We start from the raw sequence: 20928 nt of genomic DNA, 5'->3' as shown, positions 1-20928 counted from the left end.
ATCCCGAACACGACCGTTAAGCCCTCCAGCGCCGATGGTACTTGGACCGCAGGGTCCTGGGAGAGTAGGACGTCGCCAAGCACGATGAACCGACCGTATTTATACGGTCGGTTTTTTGTTATGTTTTTACCAATGCTGGGTATATCTCCTACACAATGGAATGGAATGGCGGGCACATACTACTGGTAACGTAGTCATTCAACGTACTGGGGGTGCTAGCTGATGATGGTGAAGGACGGTATGAAGATAATGAGCATGACGATGATTTTGTCCGGAATGATCGTCTGTGCAGGGTGCAATTCGGCTGATCGACAAGATCAAATCAGTCTTCCTCCATTAAAGCTGCAAAGTCAAACCAACACCGATCTACAACAACTGACTGTAAAACATAAAAGCAGATTAGCCCCTGGAATGAAGCCAACATCGAGGACCTTAACAAGTACAGCTGCTGCGAATAGTAAGCATTCCATTGCTGCAGCTTCCCGTAAAATTCATAAGCCGGAGGAGTCGGTTCGCGGCATTTACGTATCGGGCTGGGTGGCCGGCAGTAAGAAACGGATGAACGCTCTTATTGATCTGTTAGACAGGACAGACCTTAATGCCATGGTGATCGACGTGAAGAACGATTACGGTCAGCTGACTTACGACTCTGCGCTGCCGGCAGTGCATGCGATCGGAGCAGACCGTCATGCGGCCATATCGGATGTCGAGGGATTAATCGCAAAGCTCAAAGCCAAGCACATCTATGTCATCGGCAGAATAGTGACCTTCAAAGACCCGCTTTATGCGAAGATGCATCCGAACATGGCGTTGCAGAAGCAAGGCGGCGGCGGCGTGTGGAGGGATGCGCAAGGAAAGGCGTGGCTGAACCCTTTTCAACAACAAGTACGCCAATATAACACAGCGATCGCAGGCGAAGCTGCAGCTAAGGGTTTTGATGAGATCCAATTCGATTATGTGCGCTTTCCCGATAACGGAGCTAAGGTAGATCGCGAAGTACAGTATGGTAATCGCGGGGGGAGAACGAAGTCGGATGTGATTGCCTATTTCCTCCGGCAAGCAAGAACGAACGTACATCAATCCGGCGCCAGAATATCGGCTGATGTATTTGGATTAGTGACCTCTTCAACGAATGATATGGGAATCGGACAGTCGTGGAGGGCGGTAACGAGTGCAGTGGATGTGATTTCACCCATGACCTATCCTTCGCACTATTCGACAGGCATGTATGGAGTGAAACAGCCGGATCTTAATCCGTATCCGATTATTAGCCAGGCGATGTTGGATGCAAAGAGGCGGAATGCCATTATTCGGAGCAGCGGCGGCCAGTTAACGGCAACGATTCGACCTTGGCTGCAAAGTTTTACGGCGAGATGGGTTCATCCGCATCAGCAATATGGGGCCGCGCAGGTGAATAAGCAAATTCAAGCCGCGCGTGAGCAAGGGATTCGAGAATTTCTGCTTTGGAGCTCCAATTGCAAGTATGATTATCGTTCGTAATATGGACAAATTCCCCCTAGTCCCTTTGCCTTGACAGCCCCCTACCCCTCTGCTAATATTGCAATAATATACGCGAGCCTATTCAAAAACGCAGGTTTTACGGGTTCGTTTTGGGAACGTAAATTGCAAGAGGAGGAACAAGTCTGTGTGGGAAAATAAATTCGCCAAAGAGGGATTAACCTTCGATGACGTACTGTTAGTGCCTCGTAAATCGGAAGTATTGCCGAGGGAAGTCGATGTATCTGTATCACTTAGCCCCAGTGTGAAGCTGAACATTCCGCTGATGAGTGCGGGAATGGACACGGTAACAGAGGCAAAGCTTGCGATTTCTATGGCGCGCGAGGGCGGCATCGGTATTATTCATAAAAACATGTCTATTGCACAACAAGCAGAAGAAGTGGATCGGGTTAAGCGTTCGGAGAGCGGCGTTATTACGAATCCTTTCTCGCTGACGGCTGATCACCATGTCTATGATGCAGAGGAACTGATGGGCAAATACCGGATTTCCGGTGTGCCTGTTGTAGATCAGAATAAGAAGCTGGTCGGGATCATCACGAACCGCGATCTTCGTTTCGTTCACGATTACTCCATCAAAATCAGCGAAGTCATGACGAAAGAAAATCTTGTTACTGCTCCTGTCGGTACAACGCTTCAGCAAGCTGAAGGCCTGTTGCAGAAGCATAAAATCGAGAAGCTTCCTTTGGTGGATGAAACGAACACACTTAAAGGACTTATCACGATCAAAGATATCGAGAAAGCTATTCAATTCCCGCATTCCGCTAAAGACCGTCAAGGACGTCTTCTCTGCGGCGCAGCTGTCGGTATTGCAAAGGATACGCCTGAACGTGCGGAAGCACTCGTGAACGCTGGCGTTGACGTGCTTGTCATCGATACGGCTCATGGGCATCAGAAGAACGTTATCGAGATGGTGCGTTTGCTTCGCAGCAAATACGAGGACCTCACAATTGTGGCCGGCAACGTGGCGACAGGTGAAGGCACACGTGAACTTATTGAAGCCGGAGCTTCCGTTATTAAAGTAGGTATGGGACCTGGTTCGATTTGTACAACTCGAATCATTGCAGGTATCGGCGTTCCTCAAATTACGGCAATCTACGATTGTGCATCGGTTGCACGCGAATATAATGTACCGATCATTGCGGACGGCGGCATTAAGTATTCCGGTGACGTCACGAAAGCAATTGCTTCCGGCGCCAGCGCGATTATGATCGGCAGCTTGTTTGCCGGTACGGAAGAAAGTCCGGGGGAATCGGAAATCTATCAAGGTCGTCGCTTCAAAGTATACCGCGGTATGGGCTCGATCGGCGCTATGAAGGAAGGCAGCAAGGACCGTTACTTCCAAGAGAACGAGAACAAGCTCGTTCCGGAAGGGATTGAAGGCCGCGTTGCTTACAAAGGACCATTGGCGGATACGGTTCATCAGCTTATCGGCGGACTTCGTTCCGGTATGGGCTACTGCGGCGCTGCAAATATCGAAGCGCTGAAGAATGACACGCAATTTGTGCGGATTACGAATGCCGGCTTGCGTGAAAGCCATCCGCATGATGTTCAAATCACGAAAGAAGCACCAAACTACTCGTTGTAATCGAGGCTGCTGCGGCGCTTATAGTTATCTAGCATCATAAAGTAGAACTGCCTGGCAGGAAGATGGTGGGAATCACCGTTTTCCTGTCTTTCTTTTTTAGAAACAGCACTCTTTGTGTTACAATACTAGAGAGAATGCATGATAGAAGAGGAGAGAAGACGTTGAAACCGAAAAAGGGCTGGGTACGCTTTGTACCGACCATTTGCGCGACTGTAATTGCCACGATGCTTACTGTTAATTTAGGTTCCCACACTACTTATGCCGCAGAAGTTACACCGAATCCGCTTGGAATTGAAGCTCGTTCAGCTGTCCTCATAGATGCAGATACCGGACAAGTTCTTTATGCCGTCGATGCGGACACCGCTTATCCACCGGCAAGTATGACGAAGCTGATGACGGAGTATCTCGTACTCGAAGAGATTACTGCGGGCCGTTTGAAGCTGACTGACATGGTAACGACTTCGAAAGAAGCTGCCGACATCCCTCCTGATGGTTCCGCAATCTACTTGGCTGAAGGGGACGTACACTCGGTCAAAGATTTATATATGGCGATGGCTGTTCAGTCCGCCAATGACGCTACAATTGCGCTAGCCGACCACATTTCCGGGACAGAGCAGGCTTTTGTCGTGAAAATGAATGAGACTGCGAAGGCGCTTGGGCTGAAAACGGCTAATTTTACAAGTGCGACCGGTCTTGCTGAAACGACTGTTATTTCCGCCAATGATTTGGCTAAATTCGCAAGCATTCTAGTGAAGAAACATCCCGAATTCCTAGAGTTTGCAAGCACGCCAAGCTACAAATTCCGTCCACGCGACAAGACAGAAATGATTAACCTGAACTGGATGCTGGAAACAAACAAAAATGTGCAATCATTCAAGCAATTTGCTTATCAGGGTGTAGACGGCATGAAAACCGGTTATATCGGTGCCGCGGGTTACTGCTTCACGGGAACTGCGAAGCGCGGCGACTTGCGACTGATTTCGGTTGTGATGAATACGGCTTCGAAGTCCGCTCGTTTCGTGCAAACGGCGAAATTGTTCGACTATGGATTCAATAATTTCGAGAAAAAGACGATTGTTGCGCCGAAGACAGTTGTAGAAACGGCAAAGACGGTCAAAATAAAGAAGGGTAAATCGAAGGAAGTGCCGATCATGACGGCGTCTGACGTGACCTTCCTCGTGAAAAAGAATGCAACGCCGAGCATTGAGCTTAAGAATGTAACGCTGAAATCGGAAAACGAGCTTGTTGCTCCGATTGCGAACGGTCAAGAAGTCGGCACGGCTACGTACTCGTACAAAGATCCGGATACAGGCAAGTCCATCGAGAAAACAGTGAAGCTGATTACTTCCGAGGAAGTGAAGAAAGCCAGCTGGTGGCGTCTGATGTTCCGCGCGCTTGGCGGTTTTATCTCCGGTTTGTTTAAAGGGATCGTTGATTTGTTCTAGATAAATGGATAGGCAACCCGTTTGCTTTGAATTGATGGTTGTCGATTTTTCTTCTATCATGTAAAATTATTGGTTAGAGCTAGCTAGTCCGGAACGATTCACATTCACGGATGACAGTGCAAAAACTTTTTGGGAGGATTCACGAACATGGAAACAGGAACTTCACGTGTAAAACGCGGTATGGCTGAAATGCAAAAAGGCGGCGTCATTATGGACGTTGCGAATGCCGAGCAAGCTAAGATTGCTGAAGCGGCAGGCGCAACGGCAGTTATGGCCCTTGAGCGTGTACCTTCTGATATCCGTGCTGCAGGCGGCGTTGCCCGCATGGGAGATCCGACAATACTTGAAGAAGTAATGAAGGTTGTTTCGATCCCGGTAATGGCGAAAGCGCGTATCGGGCATTATGTAGAAGCTCGCGTATTGGAAGCACTAGGTGCGGACTATATCGACGAGAGCGAAGTGCTCACGCCGGCAGATGAAGTATTCCATATCGACAAACGCGAGTTCACTGTACCATTCGTGTGCGGCGCGAAAGATCTTGGAGAGGCGCTTCGCCGTATTCAAGAAGGCGCAGCAATGATGCGTACAAAAGGCGAGCCGGGAACAGGCAACATCGTTGAAGCGGTTCGTCATATCCGGTTGATCACAGGTCAAATCCGTAAAGTTCAAAACCTGTCTAAGGACGAGTTGTACGCGGAAGCTAAGAATCTTGGCGTAAACTATGACTTGCTTCTGGAAGTTCACCAATCCGGTAAACTGCCGGTCGTTAACTTCGCGGCAGGCGGCGTAGCAACTCCTTCTGATGCAGCGCTTATGATGCACCTTGGCGCAGACGGCGTATTCGTGGGATCGGGTATCTTCAAATCCGATAACCCGGAGAGATTCGCTCGCGCAATCGTTGAAGCTACAACACACTACACAGACTACAAGCTGATCGCAGAAGTGTCCAAGAACCTTGGCGCTCCTATGAAAGGCATTGAAATTTCGAAGCTGAACGCTTCCGAGCGTATGCAGGATCGCGGCTGGTAATTTCGGAAAGAAGGCATGGACCGATGAAGATTGGTGTACTGGCGCTTCAAGGCGCCGTTGCGGAACATATACGAAGCATAGAAGCCGCGGGTGGTGAAGGCGTCGCTGTCAAGCGGACGGAACAGCTTCAAGAGCTGGACGGTCTCATCATTCCCGGCGGAGAGAGCACAACGATTGGTAAGCTTATGCGTCACTACGGCTTTATCGATGCGATTCGTGAATTCTCCGAGCAAGGCAAGCCGATCTTCGGCACCTGTGCAGGTCTCATCGTACTTGCAAGCCGTATTGAAGGCCAAGAGGATGCACATTTGCAGTTGATGGACATGACCGTCGCTCGCAACGCATTCGGTCGTCAACGCGAAAGCTTCGAGACGGACTTGCCGATTAAAGGCATCGATGAGCCGGTGCGCGCGGTATTTATTCGTGCACCGCTTATCAAAGAAGTATCGCCAAGCGTGGACGTACTGTCGACGTATAACGGTGAAATTGTAACGGCTCGTCAAGGGCACTTGCTGGCCTCGTCTTATCATCCGGAGCTGACAGACGATTATCGTCTGCATGCGTATTTCCTCGATATGGCGAAGGAAGCCGCTGCGGCCAAAGAATAAAGGAGAAAGACTGCGAATGCGCAGTCTTTTTGCCGTTTGGGCTCTCTTGGCGGTTCTATCCGTATGAATGACCCTCCAAGAGGCAATAAATGAAAATGATAAAGAGAGGGGTTACCTTCCGTGTTAGATGTTAAATTGATGCGCAATGATTTCGCTAAAGTAGAGCAAGCCTTGAAGAATCGCGGCAAATCGCTTGATTTGATCGCGGGTTTCCCTGCGCTGGATGGCAAATGGCGCGATATGCTGCAGGAGACGGAGCAGCTGAAGAACCGTCGCAACACCGTTTCGCAAGAGGTTGCGAAGCTGAAGAAGAATGGCGGAGACGCAGAAGCGCTCATCCTGGAGATGCGCGAGGTTGGCGACCGCATAAAGGTACTGGATGAAGAGATTCGTGCAGCAGAAGCCGAAATTGCGGAGCTTATGCTGGCGATTCCGAACGTACCGAATGAGTCGGTACCGGTGGGGGCATCGGAAGAAGACAACGTGGAAATTCGCCGTCATGGGGAAGTGCCCGCGTTTGCTTTTGAACCGAAGGCGCATTTCGAAGTGGCTCAGGATCTGGGGATTCTGGACTTTGAACGCGCTGCGAAAGTAACCGGTTCGCGTTTCGTATTCTACCGCGGTCTGGGCGCTCGTCTGGAGCGCGCACTGATTAACTTTATGATGGACCTACATAGCGACGAGCATGGCTACGAAGAAGTGCTGCCGCCTTATATCGTTAATCGCGACAGCTTGATCGGAACCGGCCAGCTGCCGAAATTCGAAGAGGATCTCTTCAAAATTGCGGATACGGAGTATTATCTGATCCCAACAGCAGAAGTACCTGTGACGAACATTCATCGCGAGGAAATTCTCTCTGCGGAAGACTTGCCGAAGAATTTCGTAGCCTACAGCGCATGCTTCCGTTCGGAAGCCGGTTCTGCCGGTCGCGATACGCGCGGCCTTATCCGCCAGCATCAGTTCAACAAAATTGAGCTGGTGAAGCTGGTGAAGCCTGAGGATTCCTATGCAGAGCTCGAGAAGCTCACTGCAAACGCCGAGAAAGTGCTCCAGCTGCTTGGCCTGCCTTACCGCGTGCTGACGCTCTGCACAGGCGATATGGGCTTCACATCGGCGAAGACGTACGATCTTGAAGTATGGATCCCAAGCGGCGGCACGTACCGTGAGATTTCCTCCTGCTCCAACTTCGAGGACTTCCAAGCGCGCCGTGCGAACATTCGTTACCGGCCGGAAGTGAAGAGCAAGCCGGAATTCGTGCATACGCTGAATGGTTCAGGTCTTGCCGTCGGTCGTACGGTTGCAGCGATTCTGGAGAATTTCCAGCAAGCTGACGGCACGGTAATTGTTCCGGAAGTGCTTCGTCCTTACATGGGCGGACTAGAGGTTATCGCTCCGCGTTAATACAAGCATGAAATGGATTGGACCACAGGCGTAATTTGGAGTTGCTTAACCGAATTCGTCTGTGGTACAATACATCTTGTGACCTTTTGAAACAGGTGACTTTATACGATGGAGAGGTACCGAAGCGGTCATAACGGGGCGGTCTTGAAAACCGTTAGGGGGCAACTCCACGTGGGTTCGAATCCCACCCTCTCCGCCATAACTTTTACAGCACAGCGCTCAAGCGGTCATTCGCTTGGGCGCTTTTTTCCTATTCCCTGAAGCACTGCGAGCCGCATAAAAAGGACTCCTAAGCCGCATATTATCGGCATGGAGGTGGTAAGCGATGAGCAAACACGACGAATTGTCGATTGATCAACAGCAGCTGACTGCGGCATGGCAGCGTACGCTGCCGGAGACGATTCATACTGCAGACCGCGCTGAGGTTCTGCCGGATGAGGCCGATCCTAAAGCTCTACGCGTCACGATTCATACAGCAGGGCACCAGATGTACTCGTTTGATTTTAAAGTGACCTATGTAGACAGCCGCGAAATTCAAACCACGCTGATAGATGTGGAAAAAGACGGTCGTACGGTGGATGAACGCACGGACATTATTCAACAGCTCGTGCAGGACTATACCCGCCATATTCATGAATGCGCACAGGCGCTGCACGGGCTGACGCATGCTTAGCGGAGGTGGAGCCTAACACCCGGCAAGGGCTGTACGCAAAGCGAAAGGCAGGAGATGCAGGCAATGACGAAGGCTAAAGGTACTGCAGATAAGAATTTAAGCAATGTCGTAGAAGATTTGGACCAGAATCCTGTAAACAGCCATCATGCACAGCAGCTGCAGCAGGATACGAATGATCGGCGGCACCAGGATCAATTGAATCATGATGAACCGTCGGATCTGCTTCACTCCCGGAGTTAGCCGACTATTTAATTAGAGAGGTGCTGTGTAATGGGTAAACCCAAGAATGTTCCCGTACCTAATCCCTATGAGCAGAACTCCAAGTCCCGTTCATCGGGCTCTCACCAACAAGAGCCTTTATCCGGATCCAAGAAGACGAAGCAGGCTAACCATGTGAGCCACCACAATCCGGAAGGGTAAACCGTCCCTCCTATATAAGCATCATTCAGCCCTCGGGAGCCGAAGCATCTTCGGTTGCCGGGGGCTTTTTGCATGCGGGCGTACCATCATTTTTAGCCTTTCGGATTGGGACGGGATGGGGTAAAATTGAAGGTGCTCATATGAGGAGAGGGGTTCTGAAATGAAAGTATTGAAACGGGGAGCAGCCGCGCTGCTCGTGGCTTCGCTGGCAGCCGCTCTGGCTGGATGCAGCTCAGGGGCATCGCCTAAAGAAGCGATGATGGATGCGATGGCTAACAATCAGAAAGCAACCGGCATGACATATAAAGGATCCATGACATTCACCGACCTGGTGCTGCCTCCGGCGGCGGCAGATGCTGCGGGTGCTGCGAATTCCGCAATGACCTCGACCATGCTCGCTTTCTTGAAGGGGACGGTCATCAACGTACACGGTTCGGTTCAGAAATCACCGATGCGCGCAGAACTGACGATGGATGTTACGCTTGGCAGCGGTGACGTGAAATTGAATGCATCGATTCCGATGATCATTACCGAAGACAAAACATGGATTAAAGTGCCGCAAATTCCGGGACTTCCGCTGCCGGAGACGATCGCAGGCAAGTTCGTGGAAATCGATATGAAGAAGCTTGAGCAGGAGCAAGGCGCTGCAGATGTTGCAGCCTCCCCGCAGGTGGGACAAGATCTTCTGAAAGCGCTGGTAGACAGCTTGGATGAGAAAACCTACTTCAGCGAGCCGGAAGCGGCGGATGTGAAAGGGTTGGCTTCCGATCATAAAGTCGATCAGCTTGTTCGTTTCTCCATCAACGATGTAGAAGCGGCGTGGACCGCGATTATGGAGAAGGCGGCGCCGCAGATCATTGATATTTTGCTCAAAAATGAGGCTTATATGAAGATGTTCAAGCTGTCTAAAGCCGACTTGGAGGTTGCCAAGAAGGAGCTTGAAGGTAAAGAGGACGGAAAGGTCAAAGCGGCCGTCGAAGAGATGAAGAAAACGATCAAGATCAATCAACTGGACGTCACCGGCGGGATTACGGACGATTATTTGACGTATGAAGGCGTGGACTTGAATGTGGAGTCGACGGATTCTGCACAAGGAATGAAGCTTGGCATTCATTTCGACCTCTCCTTGGACGATATAAATAAGGAGATTAAATTTGAGTATGAGCTGCCGAAAGACGCAGTGCCTGTAGAGAAGATCCAGGAGATGCTGGGCTTGCCAAGCGGTTCGTAGAACGGGTTTAATCCTACTTTGATATCGGGTAGGGGTTGGGATGATGACACAGTCAGAATTGCAAGTCGCGGATTTATTTTATCGGAATCGTATTGTGTTTATGGGCTTGATTGCTTCATCGATTATCTCGGTTGGCAGTGTGATGGCGATGAATTTAATTCCAGGTGCGGGCAAATGGATGATTCTCGCGATTTCCGTTGTACTGCTCGCGGTTCTTGGGGTTATGTTGGTACGCAAGGCGGGAATGCATATCTTCCCTTATGTCGCTGTTGGCGGAAGCGCGGCACTGACACTGTATCTCATGTTCGATGTTGTCTCGATTACGAATTTCTTCTCGGTCTATTATATTGTAGCCATTGCGGTTATTTATATGAGATGGACGCCGCTGCTGCTCGGACTCAGCATCGGGTTGTTCATGAATATTTATGTGCTGATCGTGCAAGGGCCTGAGCTCGCCGAGCAGCTGAGTTCCAGTACGGCGATTGGGATCTTCGTTTATTTCGGGCTTGTGAGTGCGCTGCTCATTGCACTTGTTAAGGCAGGTAAGCACTTCGCGGCTCAAATGGAAACGATGCGTGCCCAGTCGGAAGCGGTCACGAAGCAGCAGACTGCCCAGAAGGAGCAGCTGCTCGCGCAGGTAGAGTCGATTGCAGGCAATCTGAAGCAAATTACAGAAGCGAGCGAAGCGAATCAAGCCTCGTTCCGCGAGATGACGCATGCTTTCCAGGAGATTACGGAAGGCGCGAATACACAGGCGTCCTCGACATCCGATATTTCGAGATTGGTGCAGGAAACGCATGAGCGATTGGAAACGATGAATAATTCGCTCTACCAGCTTGAGGCGCAGTCGACGACGGCCAACAGTTCGACGACAAGCGGCGGCGAGAAAATAGACGAGCTGTACGAGACGATCGCGCAGTTTCAGCTTTCGGTTAAAGATATGTCCGAGCAGATGGAAGCACTGGATGGCGTTATCCGTCATGTCAGTGAGTTTACGGAATCCATCGTTCGAATCGCAAGTGAAACGAACCTGCTTGCGCTTAACGCAAGCATCGAAGCGGCCAGAGCCGGCGAGTCCGGACGTGGTTTCGCCGTAGTAGCGGGCGAGGTGCGTAAGCTGGCCGAGCTCTCGGCCGGGACGGCGGATGCGATCTCGGAGCAGCTGGAGAGCATGCAGCAACAAGCGGATGCGACGCGCGGCTTGATGAACGGGATCGGCAAGCAGATGACATCCAGCAGCCGGATTACGACGGATACGCGCGAAGCGTTCGCCGTCGTGCGTCTGACGGTGGAGCAGCTTGCACAGTCGCTGGAGCATTACCGCGATACCATGACCGCGATTCGCGGTGCCAGCAGCTCGATCGAGAGCGCTACGGAGAGCGTGGCTGCGGTTAGCCAGCAGTCCTCCGCGACGCTGGAGGAGCTGTCCGCCACGATTACGACGCTCGCGGAGCAAAACGAGCGTACGCTGCAGCGCATCAAGGAGACAAGCGGTTCTGTACAGACGCTGGTGAGTTAACGGAGAAAGCCTTCAACATTACGCTGTGATGTTGGGGGCTTTTTTGCATAGATGGGTAAGTGCTGCTATTCCCGCATAGGATGTACTATCGGTAGTCCAATTCGGGCGATGCCGCCCATGAAAAGAGTGTGAAGGCGATGAAGCATATCCGTGGGTTCATAGTCGGCGCGGTAGCCGGCAGTATGATCATGCTTGCGATGCCGACAGTAGGTGCAGCGGTTAAGCAATATGTATTGGGGGAAGCAGCTTACCCCATCGTGGTGAACGGTACACCTTATGAAGATGAGAGTTTGCCAATTATGAATTACAAAGGAAGCACGTATGTGCCGCTGCGAGCGGTGGGGGATTTGCTTGGCGCGGGCGTGGAGTGGAACAGCGCGCTAAGGCAGGTGGAGATTGCGTATGGTACCGGCGAGACATCTGTACAAAACAATGCTTTTCGTAACGTCGAGGTCACCGGGAGCGGAGGCAAGTACAAGGTAACGGGCGAGGCGAGAGTGTTCGAGGCGATGATGAATTATGCCGTGGAGGACGGGCACAACTACTTGCTGGAGAAGAACTATATGCTTCCGGAAGGTGCGCCGGCTTGGTCGACCTTTGAGCTTAGTATCGTGATTCCTGCGAATAAGCTGCCGAAGAACGGGACCTTGATGCTGCAGATCTTCGAGTACAGCGCGAAGGACGGCGGGAAGGTGAACGTGCTTAATTTTCCGCTTGAGACGTTTATGGAGTGAGTGAGGGACTGTTAGTAACAGAATTTAGCCCCGCGGTGGCGGAGGTTCCCCTGGCGTAGAGAAGGTGGGGCCAGCGGCTAAGGCGGCAGCACTCGCGGTAAGATGACCGAATGGGGAGGCAGGCAAAAAGAACCAAGAAACCTAGGCTGAATTGAACGAAACAAGATGAGCCGGCTTAAAGCGGCCCATCTTTTTCGTATTCCGGCTCTAACGGTTGCGACAGTGGTTATTTGGCATAAATCCATCCTTTTTATAGGCTAACGGTTGCCAGCGAGCTTATTTGGAACGGTTTCCACTGGAATCGCCCTATTTGCTGCAAATAACGTCTGTCACAACCGTTAGACTTTCAAAAAGGCTGTTTATCATCAAATAGCCACGCTGGCCACCGTTAAAGTTTTGTTCATAAAGCATACACAGCAAAGTGGCTGCCGAGTTTTTCTCGTCAATCTAAAAAAAGATGAGCCGGCATATGCCGGTTCATCTTATGAATGAGGGATAAATGTTGTTCTCACCTGAAACCAGTACAAACCCAATAAAAAAACAAAAAACCTTGCACCAACAAGGTTTCGAAGAATGGCGCGCCCGATACGATTCGAACGTACGACCTGCAGTTTAGGAAACTGTCGCTCTATCCTGCTGAGCTACGGGCGCGCGGCAAGGATAATAATAGCATGAATGCCAAATCAGGTGCAAGCAAGTCTATTAGTCCTAGTCCCTCATTAATTCATTGTGAAAATAGTCCTGAAACAGGGATTTTCTGATGAAAGCTGTCGAAACTTTAAGCGTTTATCGCGGCAGATTGTCGACAAGATTTTACAAAAATAATAGCTAGCACCATATATAATGATAGTAGTTACTTACTGTAACTAAGTAGATGAGATAGGAGATGTACCGAGGGCGTCATGAATGACAAAATGAACCTACTCCATGAGTTGCAGGTGCTTCGTACTAAGCTGTTCGAAATGGCTGAAGCCCGCGGAAGTTTAACTGACCCTGAGGTACTTGCTATAAGTGAAGCAGCCGATGAACTTATCGTAACGCTACAACAGATTCAGAAAGAAGAGCTGGTGAGCGATGCTGCTAGATACGCCTTCTCAGACGACGGAAAAAGAGGGTTAATAAATCCGAACATTCTTGCTGCATCAGACCGCCAAGCAGCTCAGTCTCATGATTGAAGCGAGGCTCTTGCAGTAAATTCATTAACGTGCCGGCGCAGCCTGCCTTGGGGTCGGTTGTGCCGTACACCACTTTTCGAATCCGACTTTGCACCAGCGCCCCCGCGCACATCGGACAAGGCTCCAGCGTCACATAAAGCGTACAGTCCAACAGCCGCCACGCATTCAAATGCTTACTGGCCTCCCGAATAGCGATCATCTCCGCATGCGCGGTCGGATCCAAATTCGTCTCCCTCAGATTATACCCCCTGCCGATGACTTCGCCATCCTTCACAATGACCGCGCCAATTGGCACCTCACCGATTTCTTCCGCTTTCTTCGCCTCCAAGATGGCTTCCTGCATCCACTTATAATCTTCTTCTCGAAAAAAATCCGTCCCTATCGTCGTCATGAATTATGCCTCCGGTCCTGTTCCCTATAATGAGTTGTACCCATTCGACGTCAATCGACTGTCGAATTGTGCCGCGAACAAATATTCGTTGTTAACAGGTTGTGTATAGAATTGTGGATAACTCTCGATTATTCACAGATCTGTACACAAATTATTAACTTAGCCTGTGAATATGGGGAAAAACATGTGTATAACTATTGGGGATACCAGCTTATCGCGCTTCAGAGTCGACTTCTTCTGCACAGATTGAGCGGAAATGATGCGCGAGATTGCTTTCATTTTATGCCAATTATGGTATGATCCAAGTAGCTGTCCACAGGCTTGTGTCAAAGGATGTGTCGCATATTGTCGGTCAAAACTAAACTATCTGTCATGATTTCCATGATTGTATTTGTGCTGCTCGTTCTTAATGTGATTCTGAACGAATATTCGACGCGGGTCAATCTAAGAAACGACATTCAACTCAAAATGATGTCGATCAGTCAGCAGGTTGCAGCAAACGTCATTCAAAATACGAGAGAAGTTGAATTTGTTCAAACCGTCTTATCCGATAAGATGAAATTGGCCTCGTTCTCTGCCGCAAGCCAGCTGCCTTATCATGCCGATGAGGTCACCTATGAGCAGCTGAGACAGGTAGCGGAACATGTTGGCGTTTCAAGTATGTCCCTGCTGAAGCAGAGAGGCGAGAATTATTATGTCGTCCAATCGACGAATCCGCCGGAGATCGGCGATGCCAGCAACGTTTGGGCTGCGCACAAATCCCAGACGATCGAGCAGGAGACGCTCGATTATGAGTTTTGGATAGGGCCGGACAAGCTGACGCTGACCGACAATACGATTCTGGGGCAAGAAAGCTTTTATACCGACCGCAACTTGGATTACATCATTCGATTTTATATGAAAAGCGATCAATTCACAGATCTTCGGAAGATCTCGCATACGACTTCATTGTTAACGGAACTGAAGACGGGTAATCCTACGATTCTGGAGATTACGGGATTTAATCCGGACTTGTTTGGCACGGAGCCCATCAAAGAAATTCCTTCTATTGTGAGCATCGAGCAGCTGAAGGAAAGCGCGGTTTCGTTCGGCAGTTATGAATATGGGGAAATAGAGAAGGATAAGAAGAGTATTAAGGAATCTTTGCAGGGCAAAATGGTGTTCCGCGAAGAGACGATTAACGATCATACGGTAATGAAGAGCTTTTTTGCGCTGAGTGAGCCTGTTCCCTACGTCATTGGGCTTGTACTCGACAAGAGTCCGATTATGAAGCTGGCGGAAGAGCAGCGCAATAATCAAGTTTTTATATCGATCGTGCTGCTTATCGTAGTCGTATTCTGCAGCTATTGGCTGTCGGATATTTTGCTGAGGCCGGTTCGTTCGATTCTGTGGAAGGTCAACGAGGTGTCCTTCGGAAGATTCGACGAAACCATTGAGGTCAAGCGGAAAGATGAATTAGGGCAGCTGGCGCAGCGCGTGAATGCCATGTCGAAGAACCTCAACATCTATATGACTAAGCTCAAAATGGCGTTTGAAGAGAACCGATCCATGAAAGAGTATTTGGAATCATTCATTAATCATACGACGGATGCCATCCATGTCGTTGACTTGGACGGCCGCATTACACAGGTGAATCGGGCATTCGAGCAATTGTTCGGTTATACGACGGAAGAAGCGATCGGGCAGATGCTTCCGCTCGTTCCGGAGCATTTGTACGAAGAAGAGCAGAAGACGATGGAGCTGCTCAAATCGGGTAAGCCGCTTGCAGCGCGCGAGACGCTGCGTGTGACGAAGGACGGCGAATGGATATCCGTCAGTGCAACGACATCGCCAATCCAAGACAAGCATGGAGAGCTCCGCGCCATCGCCAGTATAACGCGCGATATGACAGGCCGCAACAAGATGGAGGAGCTGCTGCGCAGGTCTGAGAAGCTCACGACTGTCGGCCAGCTGGCAGCCGGTGTAGCCCATGAGATTCGCAATCCGTTAACGACGCTGCGAGGGTTTCTGCAGCTGCAGCTCGAAACCGAGAAGCTCAGTACTCGTCATGTCGATATTATGCTCTCGGAGCTTGATCGTATTAATTTGATCGTCAGCGAGTTTCTGATTCTGGCTAAACCGCAGGCCACGCGGTTCGAGGTGAAGGACGTTCGTTTCATACTCGGCGATGTCATTTCGCTGCTCGATAGTCAGGCGCATCTGTGCGATATTGAATTCGAGACGTATTTTGACCTGGAGAATTGCCGAATCTCGTGCGAAGAGAATCAGTTGAAGCAAGTGTTTATCAATGTGCTGAAGAATGCGATCGAAGCGATGCCGGAAGGCGGACGGATTACGATCGAAGCTAGGCGGAATGATCAGCATCATGTCAACGTATCCATAACGGATGAAGGAATCGGCATCCCGGAGGAGCGCATCGCGAAGCTGGGAGATCCGTTCTACACCGATAAGGATATGGGAACCGGGCTTGGCATTATGGTCAGCCAGCGTATCATTCAGACCCATCAAGGGATGCTGGAGATCAGAAGTAAAGTGAATGTAGGTACGACGGTAACCATTGTGCTGCCGCTTATGAAAGAGCAGGCAATCGAAGCCTAAGATCGTTCGCCAAGAGCTGTACGGTAATGGAATAAAGGCTAGGACAATACATACAAGAAGGTGATTCGCATGGAGGCATCGGCAACGTACAAAGCGCTGCTGGTTGGAGCTACCGGTCTTGTGGGGGCATCCTTGCTGCGGCAATTGCTGCAAGACAGCAGATGCAGTGCCGTAACCATTCTCGTTCGCAGACCGCTCCTGCCTTCCGGGGACGAAATCGGCTCGAACAGGAAGCTGACGGTCATCACAGCTGACTTGGACCGTATGGATGAGGCGTTGGCCGGCGTAGAAGCGGATATCGTCTTCTGCACGCTGGGCACGACAATCAAGAAAGCCAAGACGCAAGAAGCATTCCGGCAGGTGGACTTAGCGTATCCGGTGGCACTTGGGGATTGGGCGGAACGTCACGGGGCTGCCAAGATGATCATTGTTTCGGCTATGGGAGCGAATGCATCGTCCTCGATCTTCTACAACCGGGTCAAAGGCGAGATGGAGGCGCAGCTCAGCGCACTTGGGATAAGGGAGCTGCACATCGTGCGACCTTCTCTGCTGCTGGGGAAGCGGGAAGAGTTCCGGCTGGGGGAGAAATTCGCGATCTTGCTCACGCCACTGCTGAAGCTCATCATGCAAGGCGGCCTTCGCAGGTACCGGCCGGTCGAAGCGGATGATGTGGCAGCTTTCATGGTTGGCCTGTGCCGCCGGGCTGGCGCGGTGACGGGGCAAGAAGCGGGAAGTTTCGTAAAAATCTATGAAAATGATGCGATACAAGCTAAAATACAGCTATAAGAAGCACTTTTCATGCGGGGTGAACACGGCAGTTGAGGATTAACAAGTTTATTAGCGAAACAGGCTATTGTTCCAGACGTGAAGCAGATAAGTTGGTAGAGAGCGGACGCGTTTCCATTAATGGCGTCACCGCCGAGCTTGGCAGCCAGGCGGAGCTGGGTGACGATGTGCGGATCGATGGGAAAGTGATCGGCGAGCAGAAAGGCCATGTTTATATTGCATTGAACAAGCCGGTTGGCATTACAAGCACAACAGAGTCGCAGGTTGAGGGCAATATCGTCGAATATATCGGGCATCCGGAACGGATTTTTCCGATTGGCCGACTGGACAAGGATTCGGAAGGGCTGATCCTGCTCACGAATGATGGCGATATCGTTAACCGGATTCTGCGGGCGGAAGGCAAACACGAGAAAGAATATATCGTGACCGTAGACCGGCCTGTCACGCCTAGATTCCTGAAGGCGATGAGCGAGGGTGTTCGTATATTAGGCGCGATGACGCTGCCTTGTAAGGTAGAGAAGGAAGGCGACCGCGTATTCCGGATTACGCTGACCGAAGGAAAGAACCGACAAATCCGGCGGATGTGCCAGACGTTCGACTACAATGTGAGGAAGCTTCGCCGCGTTCGGATCATGAATATTCATCTGGGCCAGCTGGCGAGCGGCAAATGGCGCGACCTTACGAATGGCGAGCTGAAGGAGCTATTTACACTGCTCAACTATCAATAGAATTCGACAGTTTCCCGGGAAATAATAAAGAAACCAACATCGTCCGACAATGAGGTCGGCGGTGTTGGTTTCTTGTAATTCTAAGCAACGTGTAGGAGCTACTATACGTTGCTTAGCTTCGTTTAAACGGTTGATTTTACCTTTATAGCAAGCAATAATAACATTTGTAATCCTAGAATACATGAAGTAAAATTATAAAGGATTGTCACCGCTTTGCATAGAGGTAATTATAAAAAAACAATATTTAAACAGGATGTGCGTTTGTTAATGAGCAACAAGGCCGTCATATTGGGATGTAATTATTATATAGGTTTAAGCACAATTCGTTGCCTTGGGATTCATGGCATACATACGGTTGCTGTCGATTATACGGATAAAAACACGTACGCCGTGAAGTCCAAATATTGCTCGGAACGGCTGATTGCGCCTCATTATAAAGAAGACCCGAAAGGTTTTATTCAATTTCTGAAGGATTATGCGGACAAGCAGAGCGTGAAGCCTGTTCTCATTCCTTGCCACGATTCCTATGTAGAAGTGGTGGACGAGTTTCTGGATGAATTAAGAGAGAGTTTCTTGATTCCGCAGACGGAGAAAGGCCTCTATACGAAGCTGATGAACAAGGAAACGCTGCAGCGGATTGCGCTGGAGATGGGTGTTGCGGTTCCGGAGACGGTCCGCGTGGGCGAAGACAATTTTCAAGAGAAAATCGATACGATTATTCAATATCCATGCATTATCAAGCCTGTCGATTCGCCGTCGTTCGTAGCTAAATTCCGCAAGAAGCTGTTCAAGGTGCATAACCAGGCAGAGCTGGAAGCCGCGATTGCGCGGTCGCATGAAGCGGGTCTTGAAGTTATCGTGCAGCGGATTATTCCGGGCTTCGATGATCATATGTATACGTTCGACGCTTACATGAACCAAGATTCGAAAGTGACGCACTGGGTGACCTGCCAGAAATTCCGCCAGTATCCGATTAACTTCGGCGCTTCCGTGTACACGGGGCAGCGGTATGTGCCAGAGCTGTATGAGCTTGGCGCTAAATTCTTCGAGGCCGTGAAATTCAAAGGCTTCGCTGAGATCGAGTTTAAGAAGGATGCCGTTACCGGCCAATTCTACCTCATTGAAATTAACGTTCGGATTACGAATTTAAATAACCTCTTGTTCCGCACAGGCGTGAATATTCCTTATATTACGTACCGCGAGCTGACAGGCTCGCCGCTGCCTCCGCACGCGGTCAAGAAGGATACGGGTCTTGTATTCTGGTATGCCTATGAGGATCTGCTGGCGGTTCGAAACTATATCAAGACTAAGCAGCTTACCGTGGGACAAGTTATCGGCTCGTACTTCAAGCCTAAGGCGCATGCGATCTGGGATTGGAAGGATCCGAAGCCGGTTTTCTCTTTCCTAGGCATGCTGGCAGGCAAAGCAATTGGCAGATTCAGCAGATAATCGACGATCGAATACGAAGCAGGCGCTATAAGACGGACGTCAACATGGTGCTGTGCAGGTAGAAAGAAGGGATTCATTCTATGACCAGATTACAGGAGCTGCTGCAAGCGACAACGATTATCGAGTCGTTTCAGGCGGAGGATCTCACGATCACCGGCATTTCTTATCATTCGCAGAAGGTGTCACCGGGGCACCTATTCATTTGTATAACGGGCTATAGCACGGATGGTCACAAATATTTGCGCGATGCCGTGAGAAGCGGTGCAGTTGCGGCTATCGTCGAACACATTCAAGAAGATGTGCCGATTCCGCAATATGTCGTGCCGAACAGCCGCATTGCGATGGCACAGCTGGGGGATGCCTACTTCGGCCATCCTTCCTCGAAGCTGAAGATGATCGGGATTACGGCTACCAACGGGAAAACAAGCACGACCTATATGACAAACGCGATTCTTGAGCATCACGGCCTCAAGACCGGACTTATGGGTACGGTTGTGATTAAAATCGATGATGTAAAGATTCCATCCGAGCTGACGACGCCGGAATCGCTTGACCTCCAGTCCTATCTGGGGCAAATGGTCGATCGCGGCGTATCGCATGTCAGCATGGAGGTTTCCTCGGCCGCGCTGGAGTCGCACCGGGTAGAGACCGTGGATTACGATATCGTTTGTTTCAACAACTTAAGCCGCGAGCATATCGATTCTCACGGGACGTTCGAGAATTATTTTGAGGCGAAGGCGAGCTTGATTAAACAGGCCGGCGAGCATAGCTATGCGGTGCTGAATTTGGACAACGAGTATGCGGCTTCGCTTGTCGACCAGACGCGCGCGAAGGTCGTGACCTACGGCCTGAAGAGCAGCGAAGGTACGCTGCACTGCAAGGATCTGGACTTGTCGACCGGACGTGCCAAGTTTACGGTTGAGATTATGAAGCCGTTCGAAGGCGACGGAGTTGCGTACACGCCTAGCGAATTCCGCGTAGAGCTGCGCATTCCCGGACTGCATTCGGTCTATAACTCCATGGCGGCTATCGCGATTGCGCTGCTGTGCGGCGTGCCGATTGCAACCATTCAAGAGACGCTGCGGACCTTCGGCGGCGTAGAGCGCAGATTCGAGTTTATTCACGAAGATGAGTTCATTATGATCGATGATCATTTTGCCAATCCGGGGAATATCGACGTGACGCTGGAAACGCTGCGGTACATGGACTATGAACAGTGCCACTTCGTATATGCGATCCGGGGCAATCGCGGTCCAATCATTAATCGTGAGAACGCAGAAGCGATTGTGAAATGGATGAACCGTCTCGAGATGAATGAAATTATCGCGACGCGCAGCCAATCCCACGTGAACAAGAACAATACGGTTTCCGATGAGGAAGCGGATGTGTTCATGGAGGTCATGGCTGAAGCGAATATTGACGTGAAGCTGTATCGTGAGCTGCCGGATGCGATCTCCTATGCCTTGTCCAAGGCAGAGCGCGGAGATGTGATTCTGTTGGCGGGCTGCCAAGGGATGGACCCGGGAGCGGAAATCGCGTTAAAGCTGCTAAGCGATACGGAATCAGCGGTTTCGGAGCAGGGCCAAGAAGGGTAACGAATAACGAACGAACGATATCGATTAACTCATATAAAGTAGG

19 protein-coding genes and 2 tRNA genes are annotated in these 20928 nt (G+C 50.4%); 19 read left to right on the top strand and 2 right to left on the bottom strand.

The annotated features are described in order from the left end of the window. The first annotated feature begins 411 nt into the window (after nt 1-411). From BM412_RS29550 to BM412_RS29495, 13 genes are all read left to right on the top strand, one after another. Nucleotides 412-1500 carry a putative glycoside hydrolase gene (locus BM412_RS29550; RefSeq protein WP_177246154.1) on the top strand — a complete coding sequence of 363 codons (1089 nt, stop codon included), beginning with the start codon at nt 412-414 and terminating at the stop codon, nt 1498-1500. A gap of 145 nt (nt 1501-1645) precedes the next feature. Beyond that, nucleotides 1646-3103, top strand: a complete 1458-nt coding sequence (guaB, locus tag BM412_RS29545) for an IMP dehydrogenase (RefSeq protein ID WP_091225286.1) — start codon at nt 1646-1648, stop codon at nt 3101-3103. A gap of 161 nt (nt 3104-3264) precedes the next feature. Next, nucleotides 3265-4548 (top strand): D-alanyl-D-alanine carboxypeptidase family protein, encoded by a 1284-nt coding sequence (locus tag BM412_RS29540; RefSeq protein ID WP_256256656.1) that lies wholly within the window; start codon nt 3265-3267, stop codon nt 4546-4548. Nucleotides 4549-4695: 147 nt separating this feature from the next. Next, nucleotides 4696-5577: a pyridoxal 5'-phosphate synthase lyase subunit PdxS gene (pdxS, locus tag BM412_RS29535; RefSeq protein ID WP_091225284.1), complete on the top strand. Its 882-nt coding sequence runs from the start codon at nt 4696-4698 to the stop codon at nt 5575-5577. Between the two features lie 23 nt (nt 5578-5600). Beyond that, complete coding sequence (gene pdxT, locus BM412_RS29530; RefSeq protein ID WP_091225283.1) at nt 5601-6185, top strand: pyridoxal 5'-phosphate synthase glutaminase subunit PdxT; 585 nt, start codon at nt 5601-5603, stop codon at nt 6183-6185. 120 nt (nt 6186-6305) lie between these two features. Next, the gene (gene serS, locus BM412_RS29525; RefSeq protein ID WP_091225282.1) at nt 6306-7586 is read left to right on the top strand and encodes a serine--tRNA ligase; all 1281 of its coding nucleotides are present in this window, start codon (nt 6306-6308) and stop codon (nt 7584-7586) included. Between the two features lie 110 nt (nt 7587-7696). After that, nucleotides 7697-7785 (top strand) — tRNA-Ser (locus BM412_RS29520). 126 nt (nt 7786-7911) lie between these two features. Continuing rightward, nucleotides 7912-8259 carry a hypothetical protein gene (locus BM412_RS29515; protein ID WP_091225281.1) on the top strand — a complete coding sequence of 116 codons (348 nt, stop codon included), beginning with the start codon at nt 7912-7914 and terminating at the stop codon, nt 8257-8259. A 63-nt stretch (nt 8260-8322) separates the two neighbouring features. Continuing rightward, nucleotides 8323-8499 carry a hypothetical protein gene (locus BM412_RS32290; RefSeq protein WP_177246153.1) on the top strand — a complete coding sequence of 59 codons (177 nt, stop codon included), beginning with the start codon at nt 8323-8325 and terminating at the stop codon, nt 8497-8499. Nucleotides 8500-8529: 30 nt separating this feature from the next. Then, nucleotides 8530-8679 carry a small acid-soluble spore protein P gene (locus BM412_RS29510; RefSeq protein ID WP_091225280.1) on the top strand — a complete coding sequence of 50 codons (150 nt, stop codon included), beginning with the start codon at nt 8530-8532 and terminating at the stop codon, nt 8677-8679. A gap of 160 nt (nt 8680-8839) precedes the next feature. Further along, nucleotides 8840-9910, top strand: coding sequence for a hypothetical protein (locus BM412_RS29505; protein ID WP_091225279.1), 1071 nt, complete (start codon nt 8840-8842; stop codon nt 9908-9910). Between the two features lie 43 nt (nt 9911-9953). Further along, nucleotides 9954-11429 carry a methyl-accepting chemotaxis protein gene (locus BM412_RS29500; protein WP_177246152.1) on the top strand — a complete coding sequence of 492 codons (1476 nt, stop codon included), beginning with the start codon at nt 9954-9956 and terminating at the stop codon, nt 11427-11429. Nucleotides 11430-11566: 137 nt separating this feature from the next. Then, a complete protein-coding gene (locus BM412_RS29495) occupies nt 11567-12163 on the top strand; it encodes a Gmad2 immunoglobulin-like domain-containing protein (protein ID WP_091225277.1) in 597 nt (198 codons plus the stop codon). 574 nt (nt 12164-12737) lie between these two features. Here BM412_RS29495 and BM412_RS29490 read toward each other — a convergent pair. Beyond that, nucleotides 12738-12814, bottom strand: a tRNA-Arg gene (locus BM412_RS29490). A 251-nt stretch (nt 12815-13065) separates the two neighbouring features. Between BM412_RS29490 and BM412_RS29485 the strand changes: the two genes are divergently transcribed. After that, a complete protein-coding gene (locus tag BM412_RS29485; RefSeq protein ID WP_091225276.1) occupies nt 13066-13338 on the top strand; it encodes an aspartyl-phosphate phosphatase Spo0E family protein in 273 nt (90 codons plus the stop codon). Here the strand turns inward: BM412_RS29485 and tadA are convergent. Beyond that, nucleotides 13244-13729, bottom strand: coding sequence for a tRNA adenosine(34) deaminase TadA (gene tadA, locus BM412_RS29480; protein WP_091225275.1), 486 nt, complete (start codon nt 13727-13729; stop codon nt 13244-13246). The genes BM412_RS29485 and tadA overlap by 95 nt on opposite strands. 345 nt (nt 13730-14074) lie before the next feature. On the opposite strand from tadA, the gene BM412_RS29475 reads away from it, so the two are divergent. From BM412_RS29475 to BM412_RS29455, 5 genes are all read left to right on the top strand, one after another. Further along, nucleotides 14075-16327, top strand: a complete 2253-nt coding sequence (locus BM412_RS29475; protein ID WP_256256655.1) for a sensor histidine kinase — start codon at nt 14075-14077, stop codon at nt 16325-16327. 69 nt (nt 16328-16396) lie between these two features. Beyond that, nucleotides 16397-17113, top strand: coding sequence for an NAD(P)H-binding protein (locus BM412_RS29470; protein WP_091225274.1), 717 nt, complete (start codon nt 16397-16399; stop codon nt 17111-17113). 32 nt (nt 17114-17145) lie between these two features. Beyond that, nucleotides 17146-17841 carry a 23S rRNA pseudouridine(2604) synthase RluF gene (gene rluF / locus BM412_RS29465; RefSeq protein WP_091225273.1) on the top strand — a complete coding sequence of 232 codons (696 nt, stop codon included), beginning with the start codon at nt 17146-17148 and terminating at the stop codon, nt 17839-17841. Nucleotides 17842-18108: 267 nt separating this feature from the next. Then, nucleotides 18109-19290, top strand: coding sequence for a carboxylate--amine ligase (locus BM412_RS29460; protein WP_091225272.1), 1182 nt, complete (start codon nt 18109-18111; stop codon nt 19288-19290). An 80-nt stretch (nt 19291-19370) separates the two neighbouring features. After that, entirely contained in the window at nt 19371-20885 is a 1515-nt protein-coding gene (locus BM412_RS29455) for a Mur ligase family protein (protein ID WP_091225271.1), read from the top strand. The last annotated feature ends 43 nt before the right edge of the window (nt 20886-20928 follow it).

This window comes from Paenibacillus sp. BC26, from assembly GCF_900116125.1.
In the GTDB taxonomy this organism is placed as follows: domain Bacteria; phylum Bacillota; class Bacilli; order Paenibacillales; family Paenibacillaceae; genus Paenibacillus_Z; species Paenibacillus_Z lignilyticus.
This window is presented reverse-complemented; position numbering and strand designations above follow the sequence as displayed.

Coding starts and splice junctions, on each gene's coding strand:
- BM412_RS29505 (WP_091225279.1), top strand. CDS start 8,840: ATGAAAGTATTGAAACGGGGAGCAGCCGCGCTGCTCGTGGCTTCGCTG.
- BM412_RS29470 (WP_091225274.1), top strand. CDS start 16,397: ATGGAGGCATCGGCAACGTACAAAGCGCTGCTGGTTGGAGCTACCGGT.
- BM412_RS29510 (WP_091225280.1), top strand. CDS start 8,530: ATGGGTAAACCCAAGAATGTTCCCGTACCTAATCCCTATGAGCAGAAC.
- pdxT (WP_091225283.1), top strand. CDS start 5,601: ATGAAGATTGGTGTACTGGCGCTTCAAGGCGCCGTTGCGGAACATATA.
- BM412_RS29485 (WP_091225276.1), top strand. CDS start 13,066: ATGAATGACAAAATGAACCTACTCCATGAGTTGCAGGTGCTTCGTACT.
- BM412_RS29500 (WP_177246152.1), top strand. CDS start 9,954: ATGACACAGTCAGAATTGCAAGTCGCGGATTTATTTTATCGGAATCGT.
- BM412_RS29455 (WP_091225271.1), top strand. CDS start 19,371: ATGACCAGATTACAGGAGCTGCTGCAAGCGACAACGATTATCGAGTCG.
- pdxS (WP_091225284.1), top strand. CDS start 4,696: ATGGAAACAGGAACTTCACGTGTAAAACGCGGTATGGCTGAAATGCAA.
- BM412_RS32290 (WP_177246153.1), top strand. CDS start 8,323: ATGACGAAGGCTAAAGGTACTGCAGATAAGAATTTAAGCAATGTCGTA.
- tadA (WP_091225275.1), bottom strand. CDS start 13,729: ATGACGACGATAGGGACGGATTTTTTTCGAGAAGAAGATTATAAGTGG.
- BM412_RS29550 (WP_177246154.1), top strand. CDS start 412: ATGAAGCCAACATCGAGGACCTTAACAAGTACAGCTGCTGCGAATAGT.
- BM412_RS29460 (WP_091225272.1), top strand. CDS start 18,109: ATGAGCAACAAGGCCGTCATATTGGGATGTAATTATTATATAGGTTTA.
- BM412_RS29515 (WP_091225281.1), top strand. CDS start 7,912: ATGAGCAAACACGACGAATTGTCGATTGATCAACAGCAGCTGACTGCG.
- BM412_RS29495 (WP_091225277.1), top strand. CDS start 11,567: ATGAAGCATATCCGTGGGTTCATAGTCGGCGCGGTAGCCGGCAGTATG.